Consider the following 24,997-nt stretch of genomic DNA (forward strand, 5'->3'; position numbering starts at 1 on the left):
TTTAAGGACAATACCTCTAAGTCAAGACAAAAAAATTACTTACAAGGATATCAAAATAGATTTAAATGATTCGAAAGTTTATTTTAATGGTAAGCAAATAGAGTTAACTCCACTTGAATATGAAATCCTAGTTTTATTTATTAAAAATCCTCACCGAGTTTATACTAGAGGCCAGCTGTTAGAAATGTTTTGGGAAGATAGGGATAAGTTTGTAAATGACAATACTCTCACATCAACTATTAAGAGAATTAGAGAAAAACTTGATAAGGAAGTAATTTCTACTGTTAGAGGAATTGGATATAGGATGGATTGAGATGATATATGTATTTTGGATAATAAGTCTGGGACTTGTTTATTATTTTTTAGAAAAAAGAAAGAAAAATAGAATAAATGAGCTTATAGATCTGATAGAAAAAATGAAGAATCAGGACTACAAAATTCCTATGAAGCAAGATGATTTTTCAATACTTGAAGATAAGATTTACAAACTTTTTATAGAAATAGTCGAAGCAAAAGAGACAAGTACTAGAAATAGTGAAAAGCAAATAGAAAACCTAGAAGACATCGCCCATCAAATCAAAACTCCTATTACATCTATGCTTTTTTCCATAGAAAATTTGGAGACGGACTTTCCAGATATTGAAGATATAGAGATTTTAAAAAGGCAAACAATCAGATTAAACTCCCTATCAGATATTTTGCTCAAACTATCAAGTCTAGATGCGAACAAAGATTTAATGAAAAAAGAAGAAATTCGTTTAGATGAATTAGTAGATTATGCCTTAGACAGCTTAGACTTAAAGAAATCTACTAGTGTAGAAATAATGGAAAGCTTAAAAGAAAATATTATTTGTGGAGATTTTTATTGGCTAGCAGAAGCTCTTATTAATATTATAAAAAATGCTGATAATAGACCGACTTGTGATAAAATCGTGCTTTCATCATACAAAAACCCTCTCTATACAAGTTTAATCATTGAAGACAATGGCGGAGGAATAGAAAAAGAAAATATTAAAAAAATCTTTAAGCGCTTTTATAAAACTCCCGACTCAAATGGCTTTGGAATAGGCCTTGCCATGGCAAAGACAATTGTCGAAAAAAACAACGGGGAAATTTCTGTTTCAAATACTGAAGAGGGTGCAAGATTTGAAATAAAATTTTACAATGTCACCTAAAAATCACTTTACTTTTATATACTTACCTTAAATTAAGGAGGAAAGTATGGAAATATTAAAAGTAGAAAACCTAAGAAAAGAATATGGAGAGGGAAACTCCAAGGTAGTGGCCCTAGATGGAGTTGACCTTACAATAGAAAGAGGCGAATTTGTTGCCATTGTAGGCCCTAGTGGGTCTGGTAAATCAACTCTTTTACATATTATAGGAGGAGTAGATAGTCCAAGTGAGGGCAAAGTTTATATAGAAGGTAATGATATTTCTCAGTATTCTTCAAAGCAACTAGCTCTTTTTCGTAGGAGAAAAGTAGGTTTAATATATCAATTTTATAATCTAATCCAAAACTTGACTGTAAGACACAATATCGAACTCCCACTGAAGCTTGATAAGAGAAAAATCAATGAAGAAATCTTGCTTGATACTGTTAGGAAACTTGGCATAGAAAGCAAACTTGATTCTTTCCCAAGCGAATTATCAGGAGGTCAGCAACAAAGAGTTGCTATAGCGAGAAGTATTATCTACAAACCATCAATAATCCTAGCTGATGAACCAACAGGCAATTTAGACAGGAAAAATTCTAAGGAAATTATAGAAATCTTTAAATATTTCAATAGAAGCTTAAAACAAACAATAATCCTAATCACCCACGACGAAAAAATCGCTCTAGAAGCAAGTCGTATTGTAACCATAGTTGATGGAAAAATTGTAGGAGATGAGAAAAATGAATAAGAAAAATTTTCCTATTTTCATCTCAGTTTTTATTGTTTCCTTGTTTTTTACGGTGATATTGTATTATTCCTATTCTAGTATTTCTTTTACAAATAGGGAATTTAGGGCTAACTATTATGAGGAGGCCTATATAGAAGGAGATATAAAAGAAAATGAAATAGAAAAAATTAAAAGTAATGAATATGTTAAAGAGGCAGGTTTTGAGTCGAGTGATACGATATCAGGAAGAATTGATGATAAGATTTTAGCAATATCTCTTTTTGACCAAGCTATTGCCAATATGAAGGGTGATTATGATTTAAAAGAAGGAAGGTATCCTAATAATTTCGATGAAATTGCCCTTAGTGAAAATCTTATAAAAAACAAAAATTTGGCTATCTCGGATAAAGTAAGCGTTGAATTTGGAAAAAGAACTTTAAATGGAAATATTGTAGACCCTACATATAAGCCTACAAGTGATGAAAAATTTATAAAAACAACAAGTGAGGAAATGAAAATAGTAGGAATTATTAAGGATAAACCTAATAATATAAGTGGTGCAAATATTCTTATTAACCCAAATTATGAAAATAAACTGACAGCAGTAAGATTTAAATCAGTTTACAAGGCTTACGACAATCAAGATATAATCGAAGAAGATTTGTCAAATAAACTGGGTAGAAAAATCAAAGTTGAATTTGAACCTGCTATTGTTGAGCGTTATTCCTTATATGAGAATAATATAGGAAGAATAGGAAAACAACTACCAACAATTTTTCTTGTGATTTTAGCCATAAGTATATTTGTATTTTTTAATAAAAATATATTTTTAGTATGGTCTTTAGAGAAAATCAAAGTCCTATCCATGTATAAATCAATAGGAAGCACAGATTCACAAATACTTTCTTTGCTTTTTAAAGAAGCGGTCATGATATCGATTTTACCCTTATTGCTAGGACATTTTTTAGGCTATGTAGTAATCAAAAAATATTTTAGCCTAATTAATAATAATATGGGTATTGATACTCCATCTTCGGTAGATTTTAATATTATATTAAGCTTGGTTATAATATTGATTTCACTGCTAATAATATTTATATCGCTTGCAATTACCTTGAGGAAAATAAAGAAAATAGAGATTATAGATGGTCTAAAAGGTCTAATAAACTTTAAAAAAACAAAAAAGAAAAGATCCAGTACTATTTTAAAAGAACTTAGGATAAATAACCTTGCAAGTATTAAGTCTCAATCATATATTTCAACAATAGGAGTCTTAATAATATCAGTTTTATTTATCTTGATATCTTTTTCAAGTTATTCGGTAGATTTAGGGTTGTATCAAGATGATTATAACTTGACAGTTGATTATTATAGTAATGATCCTAGTCTTCCTAATAATCTAATAGAAGTTGATAAAAAAATTGATTCTAAAAAATCATTTATCTACCAACAAAGATACTTATCTATAGATAATAATTTAGAGTTTTCTGAAGAATTTTTTGCAAATAATTTAGAAGAATTTTTATTAGAAAATACTGGCGAGGGGGAAGGAAATAGAATTTCAGGAAAAATTGTAGGACTAAGGGAAGAAGACCTTAATATCTTAGGAGGCAATAAAGGAGAATTTATTTTATATAATATGATCCAGTCTAACCCTAATGAGCCATTAAGAGATGCTAAAATGGTTAAGTTTTTTAAAAATCCTAAAAAATTAGATTTAATAACAGCAAGTGGAAAGAAAACTTCAATTGATATTAGTAAGAGCATAGATGATTTAAAAGATATAACATTAAAAATTAATCGTGGTGCAGGATATATTTTTACAGATTTTGATACCTACTTCAAACTATTGGAGTCTACAGGTAATGGAAATCTAGTAAATTATCCTTTCACTCTAAAAATGGATATAAATCCTGATGAAGTTTATGATAGCAAAGAATCTATTAAGAATTTTTTGGATAAAAATCCTAGAACTGATGAGAGTTATGAAGTTTATAGTGATGGTGATAGGAGTGAAGAAGATGATAAATTTTTGGGTGGGCTTCTAAGCATAAACTTTATCCTAGCATCTATAATTCTTGCACTAAATTTCACAAACGGATATGCATCTATAAATCAAAGTTTGATGTCAAGGAAAAGAGAGATAGGTAATCTTTATTCTATAGGCATGGAGAAAACTGATTTAGAAAAATTATTAAAACAAGAATTTGTATTTGAACAAATAAAATCATTTGCTTTAGCAATCTTAGTGACCTTTGTTGTTATTACAATCATGTCAATAATTTCATCTGGATATAGTTTTTATGTATTTTTAAAATATTACAATCACCTAGCATTCTTAGTATTTTCGATAGTTGTATATGGAATAAACTTCTTAATCTATAGCTTATCTTTAAAGAGAATTTTAGACAGACCGACTATAGATTTAATTCGAACATTATAATTTCAAAGAAAGAGAAGTATATGAGGAAAAAATTAGTAAAAATTATTTGTACTTGGACTCACGATTTTTAAGATTTCTTACCTAATGCCAATAAACATATTTGAAAGCTATACAATTCTAAGACCAACAGTACTCGCATCAATATTACCTGCCCAATAATTGGACTAATAGATTTAATATTTGGGATAAAGGATAAGTATAAGTTGTTTATAGTATTGAATATACTTTTAATATTATTATTACCTTCAGCAACGATTGTGGATCATATAATATGAGTAATGCAAGTAGAACAAGAAAATAATAATCTAAACAGCTCTTTTATGGGCTGTTTTTTCTTTGCTCCAGAATAATATAAGATGCTCATTGATTAATGTATTTAAATATACGAGGCTCCCCTAAATTCTCAAAATTTATCTATACTGACCTCTCAAGCCACTGTGAAAGCGTCGATTTGCTGTAGAAATAAAATTAAGTTAAATTAGATTAACAGGCTTTTGGGATTATAAGAAATCTTAGAAGTCATTATTTTTTTAAATATATAATTAAGATATATTAATAAAATTTTTCAGAACAAAGATTTACTGAAACTGATTCTTTAAAATAGCCAATAAAGGTAATCCAGTTCAATGATGGATGATGGCCAATATCTTTATACAAACAAGTCCTGATGGAAATATAAAAGCAGATAAAAAACTACAGAAAGAATAGATAGAGTTATTGATACAACCATGGATCTTGATAGAGCAATGAGATGTGGGAATGATACAAGTAAGTCGGTTTATGATGACAGGGGGATGATTGTATTTTAATCTCGCCGTTTTTAATTTATTATATCAAAATCGTCTTAAATACCTGTAATTAAGAAAAAATTAAAAAATCTACTAGCTGAAATCAAATTATAAGTTTACAATAAACAGTTTTGGTGGTACTATAAATGTAACATTATTAGTACTATAAATGTAACAAAGGAAAAGACATGGAAGTAGAAATTGAAAACAAAATTCGTGAATTTAGAAAGGAAAAAAATCTTTCTCAACAAAAACTTGCTAAGGCAGTAGGACTTAAAAGAAGGTCTATTATGGCATATGAAAATAATACTATAAGCCCAACTCTTGAAACAGCCTACAAGATATCGAAAGTACTTGAAAAAGATATTACAGAAGTATTTATTTTTAAATAGGAGGATTTTATGGGGTTATTATTTAATGACAAGAATGATTTTGATAAAGATGTTAAAGAGAGATTTGGAGAAGTTCAAAATTATCTTATAGCAATCAAGCACAATAGTCCAGCTCGTAAAGGTATTAATCTTATAGTAAGCAATCTTTTTAATGCATATGATAGTAACAGAACATTTATTTTAGTTTTTAATAATAAAGGTATTTATGAAAAGGAAATATCAAATTCAGATAAGGCTGATTTCTATCTAATTCCTGGAAATGAAATAGAAGATTTCAATTTTGAAGAAAAAAATAATAAAGTCTTCTTAGATTTTAAACATATAGGCAAAAAAATTTCTTATGAAATTCCTTTTACTGGTAAACTTTTTAAGGATAATAAGAGTAATTATGAGTCCATATTAAACAAGAATTGGGAAATGATATAGCAATTTTAAAAACTATAGAATAACGAAGTTATTTTAAAATTTGAAGATAAAAAAGGGATAAAATAAATTAAAAGATATGAGTATGTTTCTATTAAAGTCGGAAAGTTTATTGGTGCAAAATCTGATGAGCATAGAGATATTATTGACGAGTATGCAGAAAAAGGCTATAGATATGTTGGTTTATACCTACTGATATGACAGATCATGGAAAAATTATAACAATGGATTTAATATTTGAGATTGAAAAATGAATTCAACAGCGATAATAAATATACTTTAGCATCTATGTACTGACCTCCTTAAGTTAGTTTTTAGGTCTAACTTTTGGGGGTCAGTACAAGCCGTTATTGGGTATTTTATTTTAAATTTTCCGTTGACATATATCGAATATCGATATATAATTTAAGTATCGATAGTCGATATTGAAAGGAGTTAGGCTGATGCTAAAATTTAGATATTTAACATATTCAAACTTTGGATTAGTAGAAAAATGGTATGAAGACATGGCAAAAAAGGGTTGGCAAATAGAAAAAATCCCTCTACCTTTTGTTCATAAATTTAAAAAATCTAAGCAAGAAAATGTAAATTATAAGATATCCTTAGTCCAAAATGAGGGATATTTTACATCTTTTACTAAAGATGAGCTTGATGATTTTGATCAGATGTCTAAAGATTATGGATGGACTTTAATTGATAGGTGTTTTAATATGAACCTATATAGATTAGAAAAAGATGCGGCTGATTCTATCTATAACGATGACTTGGAAGAATTAAAAGTTTTAAATAAGGGAATAAAAGGGGAGTTAATCTCAATTATTATAGCAGGATTTGCTCTATTACTTAATTTATTTTTTATGAGTGCAAGTTTCCATTCGCCTGAAATATTTTATTCTAACTTGGTAATATTCCTGTATCCAGCCAGTATTTTATTATTAGTTTTCACTATTCTTTCGATAGTTGATAATATCTCCTTTAGAAAAAAGAATAGAAATGTCAAGAATATAAGTAGCATCAATTTTTCCAAAATTGCTTATTCAAAAATATATGCAATGACCTTAATCATATCCTTTGTTTTACTAATTGTTGGTATTGTTAGTAATATATTATCAAGTTCGATGGATAACAAGAATAGACTTATACTTGTAAGTTTAATGCCATTACTAGTTCCTGTAATTATTTTTGTTTTAATTAAAGAGATAAAGAAGACAGATTTCAAGACTAAAAGTAAAAAACAATTGATGGTTTTATCTGTAGTCATAATTACAATAATTTTTACCTTTATTAGAATTAATAGCTTATCTATCACAGGTCAAGATTTTGAAGATAATAAATCTGATATAGTTCATCTTAAAAAAAGTCTGCTAACAAAAAGCCATACTATCTATAAAGATGAACAATTAAATGTGCAGATAGAAAAAATTGTTAGCAGGAATAGTGACCTAGCAAGAACTTTATTTGATAGAGAAATTAAAAATGCTAAGAACCATCCATACAATTCAGACCTTGTTAAAGATATAAGTAGTGATTATTCTTATGATATGACCTATAGTTTGGCCAATGAGAATTCATATATAATATTGGATAATAAAACAGTTTTAAAAGTGATAGGCGATATAAAGAATCCAGAAATACAAATGGCCTTAGAGAAAGAATTGGGAGACTGAATATGGCAAGGAACCAATATCAGACACTTACAGAGCCAATGTTTTTCATTCTTTTGTCCCTTGACAAAGTTAGAAATGGGGCTGAAGTAACTTCTTGGGTAAATGAAATTACAAAAGGAAGAATAAAGTTAGCCCCCGGAACACTGTATGCATTATTAGGCCAATTTTTAGAAGATGATTTGATAATTAGAGTAGATGTTAATAAAAAAGGTAAGCATTACACTATTACTGAAGAGGGCAAAGACCTATTAGATAATGAAGTTCAAAGGCTGAGACTTTTAGTAGATAATTATGATAAATTTTTTAATCAATAATATTAAAAGCTATTTTGTTGTAATAATATATAAAATATAAATTTTTACATATTATTATTTGTCCACTTAAGTGACTTGAGCGAACGAAAGAGAGCGAAACAAAAAACCACCTGCTATGCAGGTGGAGGGATTTAGCTTTAGCACGGTCGAGTCAGTAAATAAAAACAAATAAAAAACTGCTTAAGCAGTAGTTGGGATAGTGGTGCATGTGATGGAATACTCGATAGCCCCAATAGGGGCGTGCCGGTAATCGCGCCTTATAGGCGCTGTACAAACTACCAGCTAAGAAGTTAGTTCTGATTTGATTTATAATTCAGGTAAACATAACTGATTATAAGAAGATTATTTAAAACTAGATTATAATTTTGTCTATATTAGAGTTACTTAATCTATTTAGTTAGATAAAAGTTTAGCAGACATAGATAGATTTATTTTACTCCATCTCCCAAATCTCTAAGTTTTTTAAATTGGTTTTCTTTGCCTAGCACTATTAACACATCACCAGTTTTAAAGGTGTAATCAATTGGTGGGTTAAAAATCATTTGCTTATCTTCATGTTTTTTGATTGCTAGTACTATGAGTCCAGTTTTGTTTGGAATTTGAGCATCTAGTAGACTTATATTTTCTAAGTATGATCCACTTTTTATGATTACTTCTTCAAGATCAAGTTCTACATCACCTATTCTTGTGACCACATCCAAAAATGAAATTATATTTGGCTTTATCATAAGAGAAGCCATTCTATTTCCACTTATTTCAATAGCAGATAAAGTCTTGTTGGCCCCGACTTTCATGAGTTTCTTACTACCTGACTTACTAAGCGCATTTGCAATAATGTAGATTTCACTATTGAGGTTTCTAGCAGTAAGCACTGTTACTATATTATCTACCTCATCATCTAATGTAGCAATCAGCCCCTTGGCCTTATCTATTCCCGCATGTTCAAGAACACTTTCTTCAGTAGATTGACCCTCTATAACTAATATATTATCATGACTGTATTCATCTAGATCCTTGTGTTTGTTAGTAATTACAACAAAATCCAAAGATTCTTCTACAAATTTATCTATTATCACTTCTGCCATTTCACCAGAACCACATATTATATAGTGATTATTTAAAGCTGAAATTTTCCTATCCATCTTACTTCCCTTCCACAAATCTACTAGCTTACCCTCAACAAGCATTGCTACAAATGTAGTAAATGCATATCCAACTACGCCAACTCCTAGAAATATCATCAGTACAGAAAAAAGTTCAGACTGGTCATTAGATATTCCAACTTCACGAAAACCTACGGTAGATACAGTTATCACAGTCATATAAAGCGCATCTACAAAATCAAGGTCTAATAAATACATATAGCCTAGGATTCCAAAACTGATTAAAAGGACAAATACAATAAAAATAAATTTTAGTTTTTTCTTCTCTTCCATAAACTTCTCCTTATTATATAGATTATAACATAAATATCGGGATTAAACCTAAGGATTTGAATTATTATTTTGCTTTCATTGTGTTTTAGACTATTTAATTTTAATAATATTTTACAAATCCTATAAACTCCTTTATAATGATAATTGTAAATTATCAACCTATGGGAGCTTTGTGCTGAGAGGAAGTTTTGACTTCGACCATTAAACCAATCAGGATAATGCCTGCACGGGAATGGAGCATATTTATACTCCTATAAGTAATTTTAGGAGGTTTTTTTAATTTATGAAATATAAAACACAGATGGAAGCGGCTAAAGATGGTTTTGTAACTGAAGAAATGAAAATAGTTGCAAAAAAAGAAAATGTTAGTGAAGAGTACTTAGTTGAAAAAATTGCCAAAGGTGAGATTGTTATTCCAAGAAATATCAATCACAACTCAATCTCTCCAGAAGGAATCGGTACAGGTCTTAAAACTAAGATAAACGTTAACCTTGGTATTTCAAAAGATATCAATGACCTTGACCTTGAAATGGAAAAGGTTGATATGGCCCTAAAAATGGGTGCAGAATCAATAATGGATCTTTCAAACTATGGTAAAACTCAAGAATTTAGAGAAAGACTAATCGAAAAATCTACAGCCATGATAGGAACTGTTCCTATGTATGATGCAATCGGTTTTTTAGATAAGGGTCTTAGCCACATTAAGGCAGAAGAATTCTTAGATGTCGTAAGAAACCATGCTGAAAATGGTGTAGACTTTGTAACCATTCATTGTGGTATCAACAGAGCAAATGCTGAAATCTTTTTAAGAAACAGAAGAGTAAATGAAATCGTATCTCGTGGTGGATCTTTATTATTTGGATGGATGATGATGAATGATAGGGAAAACCCATTCTATGAATACTATGATGAATTACTAGACATACTTAGAGAATACGATGTGACTTTATCACTTGGAGACTCACTAAGACCAGGTGGTATCCACGATGCAACGGATCCTGCTCAAATTGCTGAACTAATCACCTTAGGCGAACTTACAAAAAGAGCTTGGGAGAAAGATGTTCAAGTTATAATCGAAGGACCAGGACACGTTCCAATCAATGACATCGAAACAAATGTAAAATTACAGAAAAAATTGTGCCATAATGCGCCATTCTACGTTTTGGGACCATTAGTAACAGATATTGCACCAGGTTATGACCATATTACAAGTGCTATCGGCGGAGCTATTGCTGCAAGCCATGGGGCAGATTTCTTATGCTATGTTACACCTGCAGAACACTTAAGACTTCCAGATGTAAATGATGTAAAAGATGGAATTGTTGCAGCAAAAATTGCAGCACACGCAGGAGATATAGCAAAACTTAAAGATGCAGCTGACTGGGATCTTGAAATGAGTAAAAGAAGACAAAAAATTGATTGGGAAGGTATGTTTGAATTAGCAATCGACCCTGAAAAATGTAGAGCCTATAGAGCGGAGTCTTCACCTGAAGAGGAAGATACTTGCACAATGTGTGGGGCAATGTGCTCTATGAGAAATATGAACTTAATCCTAGAAGGAAAAGATATAACAATTTAATTTTAAAAGCTACTCAAGTTTGCTATTTTTTGCAGACTTGAGTTTTTTATTACAAAATTATAATTAAAAACATACTTGTAATTAATTATTTTTAATGATAATTTATATATATAAAAATATTTAAGAGGGTGAAAGGAAGAAAAATGAAGACAGATATTGAAATAGCAAGAGAGGTTGAGCTAAAAGAAATCGATGAGATTTGTAAAAATTTAGCGGTTGATAAGTATGATAAATTTGGAAAATACAAGGCTAAGCTTGATTTATCCTATGCCGATAAGAAAAAAGAGGGTTCAAAATTAATCTTAGTTACAGCTACAAATCCGACTCCAAGTGGTGAAGGAAAAACCACTATGAATATAGGTTTATCAATGGCCTTAAATAAAATCGGTAAAAACGCTATTTCAGTTTTAAGAGAGCCTTCACTAGGCCCATCTTTTGGTAGAAAGGGTGGAGCTGCAGGTGGTGGATACAGCCAAGTACTACCAATGGATGAGATAAATCTTCATTTTACAGGAGATTTTCACGCTATAACTTCAGCCGTAAATCTTGTTGCAGCAATATTAGACAACCACATCTACCAAGGCAATGAAAAAAATATAGATCCAAATCAAATTGTATGGAGAAGATGTGTAGACTTAAATGACAGAGCTCTTCGTAATATTGTAATTGGTCTTGGAAATAGGACAGATGGTGTAACTCGTGAAGATAAATTTGACATTACTGTTGCAACAGAAATGATGGCAGTACTTTGCCTTGCTACAAGCATGGAAGATTTCAAAGAAAAAGTTAGCAAAATGATTGTAGCTTATGACTATGCAAATAATCCTGTAACCGTTGATGATATAAAAGCGACGGGATCTGTTGCAGTTATTATGAAAGATGCTCTAAGAGCAAATCTTGTCCAAACTACAGAAAATACTCCTGCAATCATCCACGGTGGACCCTTTGCGAATATCGCCCACGGATGTAACTCGCTTATTGCAACAAAAACTGCACTAGGTATATCTGATTATGTAGTAACAGAAGCTGGTTTTGGAGCAGACCTTGGTGCTGAGAAATTTAATGACATAAAATGTAGATTAGGTGACTTAAAACCAGATGCTACTGTGATTGTAACATCGATTAGGTCATTAAAATATCACGCTGGTATGCCATTAGATGAACTAGCAGCTGAAAGTCTAGACTATCTAGAAAAAGGATTTAAAAATCTGCAAATTCATATAGAAAATATGAAAAAATTTGGAAATAATATATTGGTTGCAATAAATAAATTTGCTACTGATACTGATGAAGAAATAAAATTGGTGCAAGAGTTAACTGAAAGATTAACTGTAAAAGCCATAGAAACAACAGTTTTCACAGATGGTTCAGAAGGTGGGGTGGAGCTTGCCCAAAATTTAGTAGAACTTTGCGAAAATGATAATGAATTTAAATACCTTTATGATGAAAAACTACCTGCAAAAGAAAAACTTGATATAATTGCCAAAGAAATTTATAGAGCAAGAGAAGTAGTTTATACACAAAAGGCTGAAAAAGAAATAATTAGAATTGAAAGTCTAGGTTATGGAGATTTGCCAATATGTGTAGCTAAAACGCCTTATTCTCTATCAGATGATCCAAATAAAAATATAAGTGCAAAAGATTATGAAATTACGATAAGGGATGTAAGAGTAAATGCTGGAGCAGGATTTTTGGTAGCCTATACAGACAACGTATTAACTATGCCAGGTCTTCCAAAAGAGCCAAATGCCTATCAGATAGATATAGATGAAAATGGCGAAATTGTAGGATTGTTTTAAATTTGTAAAATTTTTTTAACATTAGCACTTGAAATATTTATAAAATTATTTATAATATATTCATATAATATTAAAAATTTAAGGGATAGATGGAGGGGACCATGAACAATAAATGTATTATCAACATGACATTCGCAGATGAACTAGTATTTTCATGCCTTTGCTACTCTATCTTTGCCTACATCAAAAAACTAAAATTTCCAGAAGTATTAATTTTACATGCATAAAAGAGAACTCACAATAGAGTTCTCTTTTTCTTTATGATTTTTTAAAGAACTAAGGAGGTAGATGGGATTATTTTATGAGCGGAGTAATAGCAATAAAAACAAAAGAGGATTTAAATAAAAAACTTTTTTATTCACTTAGCTCTATCCAGCATAGGGGACAGGATTCAGCAGGAGTTACTCTTTCTGATGGAAAGACTCTACGTAGGACAAAGGGAATGGGACTTGTAAGTGAGGTTTTTAAGGAAATTGACCTAGAAGATTCTAATTACAAATTTGGAATTGGCCATGTGAGATGTTCACCTCAAGGATGTAATAATGACTATAATATTGAGCCCTTAGTAAGTTTTTCAAAAAATCATGAGTTTTCTCTTGCCCATGATGGCAATTTGACTAATTATGACTTGTTAAAGGCAAAATTAGAAGAAGAGGGAATATCCTTTCATACCCACACAGATAGTGAGCTAATACTGCTTTTAATAGCCAGATATTTTGATGGTGACATAGTGAGTGCTATTAGAAAAACCATGGAAGTAATTGAGGGAGCTTATTCTTGTGTAGTAGCTATGCCAGATAAAATTATTGCTTTTAGAGATTATCATGGCATTAGACCACTAATGCTAGGAGAAGATAAAGATAATATTGTTCTTGCAAGTGAAAATTCAGCTATAGAAATACTAGATATAGAAAATTATAGGGATATTAGACCGGGGGAAATAATAATAATTGATAAAGACGGTATAAATTCTAATATATCTGATAAGGAAATTTCTAGTAAACATTGTATTTTTGAAAGTATATACATATCAAGGCCAGATGCAAATATAGAAAATGTAAATTCATATATGTTTAGGAGAAGATGTGGGGAGCTTTTATATAGGCAGGCGCCAGTTGAAGCTGACCTGATTTGCCCAGTACCAGACTCTGGTACACCTTCAGCAATTGGATTTGCCCAAGAATCAGGTATACCATTTGCGGAAGGGCTTGTAAAAAATAGGTATATGGGTAGGTCATTTATAAAACCTAGTCAAAAAGAAAGAGATTTGGCTGTAAGATTAAAGCTTAGTCCTCAAAAATCTGTTGTAAACGGCAAGAGAATTGTTTTGGTAGATGATTCTATAGTCCGTGGTACCACAAGTGCCAAGCTAATAAAGAGAATGAGAAAAGCTGGAGCTAAGGAAGTTCATTTTAGAGTAACATCTCCACCATTTATGTATCCATGCTATTACGGAGTGGACACACCAGATAGGAAAAAACTTATAGCTGCTAACTTAGATATTGAAGAAATAAGAAAACAAATTGGGGCGGATAGTTTGGAATTTATTAATTTAGATAGCATGCTAAAACTTGTTGAAAATCCAGATAATTATTGTAAGGCTTGCTTTACAGGAGATTATCCAGTAAAAAAGGATGAAATATGAATCTTGCAGTATTTATATCAGGAGGCGGGAGCAACTTTAAGGCACTTATAGATGCTCAAGATGAGGGATATTTTAAAAGTCAAATAAAATATGTAGTTTCCAACAAAGATGCGGCTGGACTAAAATATGCCAGAGAAAATAATATAGCTTATCTAATCAGCAAGGATGATGATGAGATAATAGAAAAACTAAAAGATCATAATATTGATTTAATAGTGCTAGCAGGATATCTAGTTAAAATCAGTAAAAAAATACTGGATGAGTTTACAGTTATAAATATCCACCCATCCTTATTGCCAAAATATGGTGGCAAAGGATTTTATGGTATGAATGTCCATAATGCAGTCTTTGAAAATAAAGAAAAAATAAGCGGAGTTACAGTCCATTTTGTAAATGAAAACCTAGATGAGGGAGACATAATTTTGCAAAAAGAAGTAGACATAAGTAAATGCAAAAATGCAGAAGAAATCAGCAAAGAAGTTTTAAAAGTAGAGCATCAAACACTAAAAGAAGTTATAAAAAAATTGGAGGAAGAGCAGTGAGAGCATTAATTTCAGTAACAGATAAGACAGGCATAGAAGATCTTGCAAAGGGCTTAAGTGATTTAGGAGTAGAGATTGTATCTACAGGCGGTACATACAAAAAAATAAAAGAAAGTGGAGTAGATGCTATCGAGATAGACGAAATTACAAATTTCCCAGAAATCTTAGAAGGCAGAGTAAAAACACTTTCTCCATACGTGCATGGTGGTATTCTCTATAAAAGAGATGAAGATAGCCATGTATCAACAATAAAAGAACATAATATCAAGCCAATAGATATAGTTGTAGTAAATCTTTATGAATTTCAAAAGGCCTTAGAGAAAGGAAATCCAGAAGATATTATAGAAAATATCGACATTGGTGGACCATCTATGGTTAGATCAGCTGCAAAAAACCACAAAGATGTTTTAATAGTAACAGATCCAGCTGACTATGATGAGCTTTTAGAAAGAATTAAAAATGATGATTTAGATTTATCATACAGACAAAAACTAGCTATGAAAGCTTATAACCTTACTGCTTTTTATGACTCGGTAATAGCAAGATATTTCTCAGAATTAACTGGTGAAGAAGCAAAATACAAAACTTACGGTTTTGAAAAAGAAAGCGAACTAAGATACGGAGAAAACCCTGGCCAAGAAGCAGCTCTTTACAATGATCCATTTGTAAAAGGTCTAATGGAAAATATGGAAGTAATTCATGGTAAAGCAATGAGCTACAACAACTACAACGATTTAAACCCAGCTTTAGAACTAGCTCAAGAACTTGGAGAAAACGCAGTAGTTGCCCTAAAACACCAATCTCCATGTGGAGTTGCTCAAAGACAATCAGTTTATGAATCATACATCAAAGCCTACGAATGTGATAGCCAATCAATCTTTGGTGGTATTGTTGCAGTAAATGGAATAGTTGATGAAAAAACAGCAGAGGAAATGAATAAAATCTTCCTTGAAATCATTGCAGCAAGAGACTTTACAGATGGAGCTTTAGAAATATTAACTCAAAAGAAAAATGTAAGACTAGCAAAAGTAAATTTTGATAATGAAACAGTAAAAGAAGAAATCAGATACCTAAACGGTAAGGTTCTTATCCAAGGCAAAGACTTTGGAAAAGATGAGGTAGAAATAGTAACAGATAAAAAACCAACAGAAGCTCAGATCAAAGACCTATTATTTGCCCAAAAAGTTGTTAAATATGTAAAATCAAATGCAATCGTAGTTGCAAAAGATATGCAAACCCTAGGTTGTGGGGCGGGCCAACAATCTAGAATTTGGGCCCTAGAATCTATAAAAGACCACTTTAAAGATAGAGATTTCACTGGAGCTGTTATGGGATCAGATGCATTTTTCCCATTCCCAGATACAGTAGAACTTGCTCACGTAATGGGAATTAGCTCAATTATCCAACCAGGTGGATCTATTAAAGACCAAGATTCTATTGATAAATGTAATGAATACGAGATGTCCATGGTATTTGGTAAGTCACGTCACTTTAAACATTAAGGAGAAAAATTAGTGAATATATTAATTATTGGTTCAGGTGGTAGAGAGCACGCTCTGGGCAAAAAAATAGTAAAAGAGGGTAGAAAACTATTTTTTGCTCCAGGTAATGGGGGCACATCTCAGCTAGGACAAAATCTAGATATAAGAGTAGATGAGATTGATAAATTAGTAGAATTTGCAAAAGAAAATGATATTAACTACACAGTAGTAGGACCAGAATTGCCTTTATGCCAAGGTATTGTGGATGAATTTGAAAAAAATAATTTGAAAATATTTGGTGTAAATAAAGCTGCTTCAAAATTTGAATCAAGTAAGGCTTATACTAAAGAATTTCTAAATAAATATGGTATAAAAACAGCAGCCTACCTTAGAACTGAAAATAAGGAAGAGGCAAGTAAATATGCTAATAAATTATTAGATGAAAAAGGCATAGTTGTTTTAAAAAGAGATGGACTTGCTGCAGGTAAGGGCGTCTATATTATAGAAGATAAAAACGAGTTAGAAGAAACTATAGCAGATATTTTCTCAACAGATAAAGAAATAGTTATAGAAGAATATATAGATGGTTTTGAAATGAGCCTACTTTGCCTAACTGATTCTAAAAATATTATTCCACTTCCAACAAGTAAGGATCACAAGAGAATATTTGATAAAGACCTAGGACCAAATACTGGAGGTATGGGAACTTACGCTCCAAACCTAGAAGCAGAAGCCTATAAAAAACAAATTGCAGAAGAAATTTTACCAAAAATATTAGAAGGATTTAACAAGGAAAATATCGACTACAGAGGAGTTTTGTTCATAGGATTTATGATAAATGAATCTGGAATCTATGTTTTGGAATTTAATGTAAGATTTGGAGATCCAGAAACTCAAGTAGTCCTAGAATTAATAGATAATGATATCCTAGACTTATTAATTGCGACATCTGAAGCAAAATTAGATCAAGTAAATTTAGATATAAATGATAAAAAAGCTACATGCTTAATTCTAGCATCAGATGGCTACCCAGGATCTTATGAAAAAGGTAAAGAAATAAGCTTTGACGATGATATAAAATCAACTATATACCATGCAGGAACAAAAGAAGAAAATGGTAAAATCTTAACCGCTGGTGGTAGAGTTTTAAATATTGTTGCAACAGCTGATAATTTTGATGATGCTATTAAAGAAGTTTATGAAGATGCAAAAAAAATAAACTTTGACGGCAAATATTATAGAAAAGATATAGGACCAACTGTAAAAAGAGTTTATGTTAGAAGAAAAGACTCTTATGATTTTGAGTCACAAAATCTAAAAACAAAAATAAATAATACCTTAGATATAGATTTAGAAGATTTAAAAATCTATAAAAGATATGATATAGAAACAAGTAATGAGAACTTAGAAAAAATCTTATACCAAGTTTTAGCGGAAGCTCCAGTAGATGAAGTATATGCTTTTGATGATGCAATAAATTTACAAGCTTCCTTTAAAAATGCAGTAGCAAGTCAATATCTACCAGGCCAATTTAACCCTAGAGAAAAAGGTGTTATAGATACTGCATCTCTAATCATAGATGATAAAACCTTAGAGGTAAAAGCATCTACAGTTTATGAATTATCAGAGGTAAATGAGACTGATCTAGTAAAAATCGAAGAGTTTTTGATAAATCCAGTTGACTCCCAACAAGTAAGTCTGATTGGAATTCCTACAACTTTAAAAACAAGTCACGATAAAAATCTAGAAAATAAAATTTATCATGGCTTTAGAGATTTTGATGATAAAGACCTAAGCTTATTCTTAGAAGAAAACTCCATGGCTATGAGTCTTGATGACATCAGAATGGTAAGGGATTATTTTAAGGAAGAAAATCGTGATCCAAACGAAACTGAGATAAAAATATTAGATACTTATTGGTCAGACCACTGTAGACATACAACCTTTAACACTTATTTGGATATAGAATTTGATACTGCTACTCTTTTAGATGAGGCTATTAGAGATTCTTTTGAAAAATACTTACAAATGAGAAAAGTACTAGACATCAAAAAACCTATTAATCTAATGAGTTTTGGTACAATTCTTGCCAAGTATATGAGGGCCAATGATAATTTTGATGACTTAGAGGTATCTAGTGAAATAAATGCTTGCTCTATTTATACAAAGGTTAGAGTTTTAAAGGATGGTAAAGAAAGCCTAGAAGATTATCTTTTAATGTTTAAAAACGAAACCCACAACCATCCAACAGAGATAGAGCCATTTGGTGGCGCATCAACTTGCCTAGGTGGAGCCATCCGTGACCCACTTTCTGGTAGGGCCTATGTTTACCAAGCTATGAGATTATCTGGAGCTGCAAATATAAAAGAAGATTATAGTGAAACTTTAGCAGGTAAACTTCCACAAGCAAAAATAACTTACGAGGCAGCCCAAGGTTATTCTTCTTATGGTAATCAAATAGGACTTGCTACTGGCCTTGTAGATGAATTTTACCATGAAGGATATAAAGCAAAACGCATGGAGTGTGGGGCAGTGATTGCTGCGGCTCCAGCAGAAAATGTAAAAAGAATTGACCCTACACCAGGAGATATTGTAATCCTTCTTGGTGGGAAAACTGGTCGTGATGGAGTAGGTGGAGCAACAGGCTCATCAAAATCTCACAATATAAGCTCTATTGAAACAGAATCAGCTCAAGTACAAAAGGGAAATGCCCCTGAAGAACGTAAGATTCAAAGACTATTTAGAAATCCTAAGGCTGCTAAGCTTATTAAAAAATGTAATGACTTTGGAGCAGGAGGAGTAGCAGTTGCTATTGGTGAACTTGCTGATGGAATTGATATTTATCTAGATAGAGTTCCATTAAAATATAAGGGGCTAAAACCATTTGAAATAGCCTTATCAGAATCTCAAGAAAGAATGGCAGTTGTAATTTCAGAAGATGATAAAGAAATCTTTATGAACTTAGCAGCCGAAGAAAACTTGGAAACTACAGAAGTTGCTACTATAACTGATGACAATACTATGACCATGTATTATGAAGATCAAGTTATAGCAAATATTTCTTATGACTTTATAAATACAGACGGTGCTGAAAGATATGCAGATGTAGAAGTAGTAAGTGAAGATGTTCCAGCTGTTTTAACAGAAAAAAATAATGATCCAAACAAATTCTATGAAAAAGTAGAATCACTAGATGTAGCATCTAAGAAAAACCTAATAGAAATGTTTGACCCATCAGTAGGAAAAAATACAGTTCTTAATCCATTAGGTGGGAAAAAATTATTAAATCCATCTCAAGTTATGGCAGCAAGACTTCCAGTTGAAGAAGGTGTTTCAAAAACTGCGTCAATTATGACCTATGGATTTGATCCATCCTTATCAAGTAAAAGTCAATACTTAGGTGGATACTATGCGGTAGTTGAATCTATTTCAAAACTAGTAGCCATAGGATCAGATTTAAATCAGATTAGACTAACTTTTCAAGAATTTTATGAAAAAATGGATAGCAAAAAAGCATGGTCCAAACCATTAAAATCCTTATTAGGTGCCTTTGAAGTAACAAATCATTTCTCCATGCCACCAATAGGAGGCAAGGATAGTATGAGTGGAACTTTTGAAGATATAAAAGTACCACCAACTCTAATATCCTTTGCAGTTACTACTGAAGATGTAGAAAATATTATTTCAAATGATTTGAAAGGTAAAGGCAAACTTGGACTTATAAAGACTCCATACAAAAAAAATGGAACTCTTGATTTAGAAGAATTAGAAAATAATTATCAAAATCTTATAAAAGATATAAGAGATAGAAATATCATCTCAGCTATAGCCCTAGATAGAAAGGGACTTTTAGCAAATGTCTATGAACAAGCAATTGGAAATACTGGTTTTACTTTAGACTATGATAATCTTTATAATCCTATGTATGGTTCATTTGTTGTAGAATATAAAAATGACCGAGACTTTATAGAAAATATTGGAAGATTTTCTGATGATATTGTTGTAAATGGGGAGAAATTAGATAAGAAAAAATTATCTGAGTCATTTATTTACAGCTTAGATGAAGTATTCCCAGGCTATGAAGAAATTAAATATCAAGAATTAAAAACTAAAAAATTAGAAAGAAAATTAAAATCTGACAAGCCAGTAGAAAAACCGAGGGCAATCATACTCGCTGCTCCGGGAACAAACTGCGAGTGGGATACCCAAGATGCCTTTAGAAAAGCTGGTGCTGATACTGAAATTTTGATATTTAGAAATCAAAATGAAAAAGATATAGAACAGTCTTTAGATAGACTTGATAAAGAGATCAGAAAATCTCAAATCTTTATAATTCCAGGTGGATTCTCCCTAGGAGATGAACCAGATGGATCAGCTAAATTTTTGGCAAATATTTTAAGAAATGAAAAAATTGCTCAAGCTATTGATTATCTATTAAATGAAAATGATGGTTTGATTTTAGGAATTTGTAATGGATTCCAAGCCTTAGTAAAAACAGGATTACTTCCTTATGGACAGGTCCTTGTACCAAAAGAAAATGATCCAACACTTACAAATAATACAAGTTCTCGCCATATAGCAACATTTGTAAATACAAAAACTCTTACAAATAACAGTCCATGGACTAGGGGAGTTGACCTAGATAAAACTTATAGAATCCCTATATCTCATGGTGAGGGAAGATTTATAGTAAATGAAGAAAAATTAAAAGAATTATTAGACAATGACCAAGTATTTTCAGTATATGAAACATCACCAAATGGCTCAAATTATAATATCGAAGGGATCATATCCAAAGATGGTAAGATTTTAGGAAGAATGGGCCATGCTGAAAGGATAGATGAAGATCTGTTTAAGAATGTTTATGATGTAGAAAGAGAAAATATATTTGAAAATGCAGTTGAATATTTTAGAAAGGATAAATAATGCAATTTTTAGGAGATGCACTAACATTTGATGATGTACTATTAGTACCAGGACCTTCAGAAGTTTTACCAAATGAAGTTGACACAACAACATATCTAACAAATAAAATAAAATTAAATATACCAATGATGTCAGCAGGGATGGATACAGTTACTGAATCCCAAATGGCAATAGCGATGGCAAGACAAGGTGGTATAGGAATAATTCACAAAAATATGTCTATTGAAGAACAAGCCAGACAAGTAGATGTGGTAAAAAGATCAGAACATGGAGTTATAACTGATCCTTTCTACCTACATCCAGAAAACATCTTACAAGATGCCCTTGATATTATGAACAATTATAAAATATCTGGTGTGCCAATTGTTGATAAGGATATGTATTTAAAAGGTATTCTTACAAATAGAGATGTAAGGTTTCAAGATGATCCAAGTGTAGTAATTGATGATATTATGACTAAAGAAAATCTTACCTTAGGATATGAAGGCATAAAAATGCAAGAAGCAATCAAGCTTATGGAGTCTGCAAAGGTAGAAAAACTCCCAATAGTAGATGGTGATAATAAGCTAAAAGGACTTATTACTATAAAAGATATCGAAAAAGCAAGACAATATCCAAATTCAGCAAGAGATGAAAACAATAGATTACTAGTTGGGGCTGCAGTAGGTATTACAAATGATATGTTTGATAGGGTAGATGCACTTGTAAAGGCAAATGTAGATGTAATAACTGTAGATACTGCCCATGGTCATTCTAAAAATGTAATATCATCTATTAAGAACATAAAAGAAAAATATCCAGATATTCAAATAATTGCGGGAAATATTGCTACTCCTGAAGCGGCACACGATTTAATAGAAGCTGGTGCAGATGCTATAAAAGTAGGAATAGGACCAGGTTCAATTTGTACAACCCGTGTTGTAACAGGTATTGGTGTTCCACAAATTACAGCAATTATAAATTGTGTTGAAGAAGCAAAAAAACACAATATTCCTGTAATAGCAGATGGTGGTATCAAATATTCTGGTGATATTACAAAAGCTCTCGCTTGTGGAGCATCTGTAATAATGGCAGGTTCATTATTTGCAGGTACTGAAGAGTCTCCTGGAGAAACTATCCTTTTTGAAGGTAGACAATACAAAGAATACCGTGGCATGGGATCACTTGCAGCTATGAAAGATGGATCAGGAGATAGATATTTCCAAACTAATACAAAAAAATATGTACCAGAAGGTGTTGAAGGTAGAGTAGCCTATAAGGGTCCGGTTGGAGAAGTAGTTTACCAATTACTAGGAGGATTAAAATCTGGTATGGGCTATGTAGGTAGCAAGGATCTAAACGAACTTTACGAAAAAGCTAAATTTGTTAAAATTTCACCAGCTTCTTTAATCGAAAACCATCCACACGATATTACAATCACTAGAGAATCACCAAACTATACAAAAAGATAGGAGAAATAATGACTGATATTAGAGTTATAATGGGCTCAGCCTCAGACATAGAAATAGCAAAAAAAGTTACTAAAATTTTAAAACAATTTGAAATTGACTATGAAGTATCTATAATATCTGCCCACAGAGCCTTAAGTGTCCTAGAAGATACTATGGAAAAAGATGATGCAAAAGTTTATATAGGTATTGCTGGCATGGCAGCTCATCTTGCAGGGGTTATGGCAGGTATGACAATTAAACCTGTCATAGGCCTTCCAGTTGGTGGCACAAATACTGCAGGACTTGATGCATTATTATCAATGGTACAAATGCCAAAGGGTGTTCCAGTTGCAACGGTTGCCATGAATGGTGGGGACAATGCTGCAATTTTAGCCATTCAGATTTTAGCCTTATCAGATGAAAGCCTAGCACAAAAACTAAAAGATTATAAAAATGAGTTAAGAGAAAAAGTCATTGAAGATGATAAAAAACTAGAGGGTATATAATGGCAAAATTGACATATAAGGATGCAGGAGTAGATAAGGAAAAAGGTTACGAAGAAGTAGAATTAATAAAAAAAATAGTAAAGAAAACTCATGGCAGTGAAGTTTTAGCTGATATAGGTGGTTTCGCAGGTGCCTTTGCTCCGGATTTAGCTGGTATTAAAAATCCAGTTCTAATTAGTGGAACAGATGGGGTTGGTACAAAAATCAAACTTGCCATGGACATGGATAAGCATGACACAGTAGGTATAGACTGTGTAGCCATGTGTGTCAATGACATTATCTGCCAAGGAGCAAAACCATTATTTTTCCTAGACTATATAGCAACAGGAAAACTTAATCCTAAAAAAATGGCTGATCTTGTTAGCGGTATAGCAGATGGGTGTTTAGAGGCAGAAGCAGCCCTAATAGGTGGAGAAACTGCAGAAATGCCAGGTATCTATCAAGAAGATGATTATGATTTAGCTGGATTTGCAGTAGGAATTGTAGATAAAGAAAAAATAATAACTGGAGAAAATCTAAAAGAGGGAGATATTGCTATAGGCTTAACTTCTTCTGGAGTGCACAGCAATGGATTTTCTCTTGTAAGAGCTGCAATGGAGCAAGCTGGTATTTTCCTAGATGATAGATTTGATGAAGACCAAACTATTGGCGAAAAACTCTTAACACCTACAAAAATATATGTAAAAGATATTGAAAAGTTAAAAGAGAAAGTAAAAATAAATGCTATTTCTCATATTACTGGTGGTGGCCTATATGAAAATATCCCTAGAGTACTAGCAGATGATTTATCAGTAGACTTTGATTTAAGCAAATTAAATAAAGATCCTATTTTTAAAAAAATCCAAGAATGGGGAAATATTGATACTGAAGAAATGTATCATACCTTTAATATGGGTATAGGTATGGTAGTTTTTGTAGACCCAGCAGATGAAGAAAAATCTTTAGAAATTCTAGGAGAAAATGCTCAAATTATCGGAAAAGTTGTAAAAGGTAATAAGGATATAAGTATAAATTTATAGGAGGCTAACTTATGGAAAAAGTATATACAGGAAAAACCAAAGACGTTTATAAATTAAATGATGAAGAATATTTATTAAAATTTAAAGATGATGTAACAGGTAATAATGGTGTATTTGACCCAGGTGCAAATGCAGTAGGACTTACTATGGAGGGTGCTGGCCACCAAGCGGTTGCTATGACCAAATACTTTTATGAAATCTTAAATGATAAAGGATTAACAACTCACTTTATATCAGCTGAATTAGACAAAAATGAAGCAGTAGTTAAAAAAGCGGATGTTTTTGGTGAGGGAGTTGAGGTAATAGTTAGATACTATGCAGTAGGTTCATTTATCAGAAGATACGGAAAATATATTGAAAGTGGGACAAAAATAGACCCATATGTAGAAATCACCCTAAAAGACGATGACAGAGATGACCCACTAATTACAAAAGATGCCTTAGTATTATTAAATATTATGACAGAGGATGAATATGAAGAGCTAAAAGATTTAGCTTTAAATATCGGAGAAATTGTTCGAGAAGAATTAGCAGCAAAAGGCCTTGACCTATATGATATTAAATTTGAATTTGGTAGAATAGAGGATGGCAAAGTTGCCCTCATTGATGAAATCTCTGGTGGAAATATGAGAGCCTACAAAGGAGATAAGTACATTGAACCACTTGAGCTTGAAAAAATAATGCTTGGATAGTTTAAAAATTAATTTGTAAAATAAAAGGCCATTT

Annotated in this window: 21 protein-coding genes and 1 pseudogene (1 of these 22 only partly in view); 21 read left to right on the plus strand and 1 reads right to left on the minus strand. The window is 31.6% G+C overall.

Going from position 1 to position 24,997, the window contains the following annotated elements:
• The 10 genes and pseudogenes from ACF3NF_RS07090 to ACF3NF_RS07135 form a co-directional block, all read left to right on the plus strand.
• Positions 1 to 313, plus strand: partial view of a response regulator transcription factor gene (locus ACF3NF_RS07090; RefSeq protein ID WP_394022862.1) — the final stretch only. It extends 338 nt beyond the left edge of the window; only the last 313 of its 651 coding nucleotides appear in the window; its start codon lies off the left edge, out of view; the stop codon is at positions 311 to 313.
• A gap of 1 nt (position 314) precedes the next feature.
• Positions 315 to 1,175 (plus strand): sensor histidine kinase, encoded by an 861-nt coding sequence (locus ACF3NF_RS07095; protein WP_394022864.1) that lies wholly within the window; start codon positions 315 to 317, stop codon positions 1,173 to 1,175.
• A 46-nt stretch (positions 1,176 to 1,221) separates the two neighbouring features.
• Positions 1,222 to 1,902 (plus strand): ABC transporter ATP-binding protein, encoded by a 681-nt coding sequence (locus ACF3NF_RS07100; RefSeq protein WP_394022866.1) that lies wholly within the window; start codon positions 1,222 to 1,224, stop codon positions 1,900 to 1,902.
• On the plus strand, positions 1,895 to 4,324 hold the full coding sequence (locus ACF3NF_RS07105) for an ABC transporter permease (protein ID WP_394022868.1): 2,430 nt from the start codon (positions 1,895 to 1,897) through the stop codon (positions 4,322 to 4,324). The genes ACF3NF_RS07100 and ACF3NF_RS07105 overlap by 8 nt, the downstream gene beginning before the upstream one ends.
• Positions 4,325 to 4,408: 84 nt before the next feature.
• Positions 4,409 to 4,599, plus strand: a pseudogene (locus tag ACF3NF_RS07110) (hypothetical protein).
• Between the two features lie 701 nt (positions 4,600 to 5,300).
• Complete coding sequence (locus ACF3NF_RS07115) at positions 5,301 to 5,504, plus strand: helix-turn-helix transcriptional regulator (RefSeq protein ID WP_394022870.1); 204 nt, start codon at positions 5,301 to 5,303, stop codon at positions 5,502 to 5,504.
• A gap of 9 nt (positions 5,505 to 5,513) precedes the next feature.
• Positions 5,514 to 5,930 (plus strand): histidine kinase, encoded by a 417-nt coding sequence (locus tag ACF3NF_RS07120; protein ID WP_394022872.1) that lies wholly within the window; start codon positions 5,514 to 5,516, stop codon positions 5,928 to 5,930.
• Between the two features lie 66 nt (positions 5,931 to 5,996).
• Complete coding sequence (locus tag ACF3NF_RS07125; protein ID WP_394024462.1) at positions 5,997 to 6,128, plus strand: DUF4177 domain-containing protein; 132 nt, start codon at positions 5,997 to 5,999, stop codon at positions 6,126 to 6,128.
• Between the two features lie 242 nt (positions 6,129 to 6,370).
• Positions 6,371 to 7,594 carry a DUF2812 domain-containing protein gene (locus ACF3NF_RS07130; protein ID WP_394022874.1) on the plus strand — a complete coding sequence of 408 codons (1,224 nt, stop codon included), beginning with the start codon at positions 6,371 to 6,373 and terminating at the stop codon, positions 7,592 to 7,594.
• Between the two features lie 2 nt (positions 7,595 to 7,596).
• Positions 7,597 to 7,908 carry a PadR family transcriptional regulator gene (locus tag ACF3NF_RS07135; protein WP_394022876.1) on the plus strand — a complete coding sequence of 104 codons (312 nt, stop codon included), beginning with the start codon at positions 7,597 to 7,599 and terminating at the stop codon, positions 7,906 to 7,908.
• A gap of 428 nt (positions 7,909 to 8,336) precedes the next feature.
• Here the strand turns inward: ACF3NF_RS07135 and ACF3NF_RS07140 are convergent, their stop codons facing one another.
• The gene (locus ACF3NF_RS07140) at positions 8,337 to 9,344 is read right to left on the minus strand and encodes a potassium channel family protein (RefSeq protein ID WP_394022878.1); all 1,008 of its coding nucleotides are present in this window, start codon (positions 9,342 to 9,344) and stop codon (positions 8,337 to 8,339) included.
• Between the two features lie 283 nt (positions 9,345 to 9,627).
• Between ACF3NF_RS07140 and thiC the strand changes: the two genes are divergently transcribed.
• The 11 genes from thiC to ACF3NF_RS07195 all read left to right on the plus strand — a co-directional run bounded on the left by thiC (position 9,628) and on the right by ACF3NF_RS07195 (position 24,963).
• Entirely contained in the window at positions 9,628 to 10,923 is a 1,296-nt protein-coding gene (thiC, locus tag ACF3NF_RS07145) for a phosphomethylpyrimidine synthase ThiC (protein WP_394022880.1), read from the plus strand.
• Positions 10,924 to 11,066: 143 nt separating this feature from the next.
• Entirely contained in the window at positions 11,067 to 12,722 is a 1,656-nt protein-coding gene (locus ACF3NF_RS07150; protein ID WP_394022882.1) for a formate--tetrahydrofolate ligase, read from the plus strand.
• Between the two features lie 101 nt (positions 12,723 to 12,823).
• Complete coding sequence (locus tag ACF3NF_RS07155; RefSeq protein ID WP_394022884.1) at positions 12,824 to 12,949, plus strand: hypothetical protein; 126 nt, start codon at positions 12,824 to 12,826, stop codon at positions 12,947 to 12,949.
• A gap of 74 nt (positions 12,950 to 13,023) precedes the next feature.
• Positions 13,024 to 14,367 (plus strand): amidophosphoribosyltransferase, encoded by a 1,344-nt coding sequence (purF, locus tag ACF3NF_RS07160; protein WP_394022886.1) that lies wholly within the window; start codon positions 13,024 to 13,026, stop codon positions 14,365 to 14,367.
• A complete protein-coding gene (purN, locus tag ACF3NF_RS07165) occupies positions 14,364 to 14,909 on the plus strand; it encodes a phosphoribosylglycinamide formyltransferase (protein ID WP_394022888.1) in 546 nt (181 codons plus the stop codon). The genes purF and purN overlap by 4 nt, the downstream gene beginning before the upstream one ends.
• The gene (gene purH, locus ACF3NF_RS07170; protein ID WP_394022890.1) at positions 14,906 to 16,411 is read left to right on the plus strand and encodes a bifunctional phosphoribosylaminoimidazolecarboxamide formyltransferase/IMP cyclohydrolase; all 1,506 of its coding nucleotides are present in this window, start codon (positions 14,906 to 14,908) and stop codon (positions 16,409 to 16,411) included. The genes purN and purH overlap by 4 nt, the downstream gene beginning before the upstream one ends.
• A gap of 12 nt (positions 16,412 to 16,423) precedes the next feature.
• Complete coding sequence (locus tag ACF3NF_RS07175) at positions 16,424 to 21,316, plus strand: phosphoribosylformylglycinamidine synthase (protein ID WP_394022892.1); 4,893 nt, start codon at positions 16,424 to 16,426, stop codon at positions 21,314 to 21,316.
• On the plus strand, positions 21,316 to 22,767 hold the full coding sequence (guaB, locus tag ACF3NF_RS07180) for an IMP dehydrogenase (RefSeq protein WP_394022894.1): 1,452 nt from the start codon (positions 21,316 to 21,318) through the stop codon (positions 22,765 to 22,767). The genes ACF3NF_RS07175 and guaB overlap by 1 nt, the downstream gene beginning before the upstream one ends.
• 8 nt (positions 22,768 to 22,775) lie before the next feature.
• Positions 22,776 to 23,252, plus strand: coding sequence for a 5-(carboxyamino)imidazole ribonucleotide mutase (gene purE / locus ACF3NF_RS07185; RefSeq protein WP_394022896.1), 477 nt, complete (start codon positions 22,776 to 22,778; stop codon positions 23,250 to 23,252).
• The gene (gene purM / locus ACF3NF_RS07190; protein ID WP_394022898.1) at positions 23,252 to 24,271 is read left to right on the plus strand and encodes a phosphoribosylformylglycinamidine cyclo-ligase; all 1,020 of its coding nucleotides are present in this window, start codon (positions 23,252 to 23,254) and stop codon (positions 24,269 to 24,271) included. Before purE ends, purM begins: the two co-directional genes overlap by 1 nt.
• A gap of 11 nt (positions 24,272 to 24,282) precedes the next feature.
• Positions 24,283 to 24,963, plus strand: coding sequence for a phosphoribosylaminoimidazolesuccinocarboxamide synthase (locus ACF3NF_RS07195; RefSeq protein WP_394022900.1), 681 nt, complete (start codon positions 24,283 to 24,285; stop codon positions 24,961 to 24,963).
• Positions 24,964 to 24,997: the final 34 nt, after the last annotated feature.

Origin of the sequence: Anaerococcus martiniensis (assembly GCF_043187485.1) — a bacterium.
Lineage (GTDB): Bacteria > Bacillota > Clostridia > Tissierellales > Peptoniphilaceae > Anaerococcus > Anaerococcus martiniensis.

What these genes read in the sequence shown, in the direction of transcription:
- ACF3NF_RS07150 (WP_394022882.1), top strand. Translation starts at nt 11,067, where the DNA reads ATGAAGACAGATATTGAAATAGCAAGAGAGGTTGAGCTAAAAGAAATC.
- purE (WP_394022896.1), top strand. Translation starts at nt 22,776, where the DNA reads ATGACTGATATTAGAGTTATAATGGGCTCAGCCTCAGACATAGAAATA.
- ACF3NF_RS07155 (WP_394022884.1), top strand. Translation starts at nt 12,824, where the DNA reads ATGAACAATAAATGTATTATCAACATGACATTCGCAGATGAACTAGTA.
- ACF3NF_RS07100 (WP_394022866.1), top strand. Translation starts at nt 1,222, where the DNA reads ATGGAAATATTAAAAGTAGAAAACCTAAGAAAAGAATATGGAGAGGGA.
- ACF3NF_RS07195 (WP_394022900.1), top strand. Translation starts at nt 24,283, where the DNA reads ATGGAAAAAGTATATACAGGAAAAACCAAAGACGTTTATAAATTAAAT.
- ACF3NF_RS07105 (WP_394022868.1), top strand. Translation starts at nt 1,895, where the DNA reads ATGAATAAGAAAAATTTTCCTATTTTCATCTCAGTTTTTATTGTTTCC.
- ACF3NF_RS07140 (WP_394022878.1), bottom strand. Translation starts at nt 9,344, where the DNA reads ATGGAAGAGAAGAAAAAACTAAAATTTATTTTTATTGTATTTGTCCTT.
- purN (WP_394022888.1), top strand. Translation starts at nt 14,364, where the DNA reads ATGAATCTTGCAGTATTTATATCAGGAGGCGGGAGCAACTTTAAGGCA.
- guaB (WP_394022894.1), top strand. Translation starts at nt 21,316, where the DNA reads ATGCAATTTTTAGGAGATGCACTAACATTTGATGATGTACTATTAGTA.
- purF (WP_394022886.1), top strand. Translation starts at nt 13,024, where the DNA reads ATGAGCGGAGTAATAGCAATAAAAACAAAAGAGGATTTAAATAAAAAA.
- thiC (WP_394022880.1), top strand. Translation starts at nt 9,628, where the DNA reads ATGAAATATAAAACACAGATGGAAGCGGCTAAAGATGGTTTTGTAACT.
- ACF3NF_RS07095 (WP_394022864.1), top strand. Translation starts at nt 315, where the DNA reads ATGATATATGTATTTTGGATAATAAGTCTGGGACTTGTTTATTATTTT.
- purM (WP_394022898.1), top strand. Translation starts at nt 23,252, where the DNA reads ATGGCAAAATTGACATATAAGGATGCAGGAGTAGATAAGGAAAAAGGT.
- ACF3NF_RS07135 (WP_394022876.1), top strand. Translation starts at nt 7,597, where the DNA reads ATGGCAAGGAACCAATATCAGACACTTACAGAGCCAATGTTTTTCATT.
- ACF3NF_RS07130 (WP_394022874.1), top strand. Translation starts at nt 6,371, where the DNA reads ATGCTAAAATTTAGATATTTAACATATTCAAACTTTGGATTAGTAGAA.
- ACF3NF_RS07120 (WP_394022872.1), top strand. Translation starts at nt 5,514, where the DNA reads ATGGGGTTATTATTTAATGACAAGAATGATTTTGATAAAGATGTTAAA.
- ACF3NF_RS07115 (WP_394022870.1), top strand. Translation starts at nt 5,301, where the DNA reads ATGGAAGTAGAAATTGAAAACAAAATTCGTGAATTTAGAAAGGAAAAA.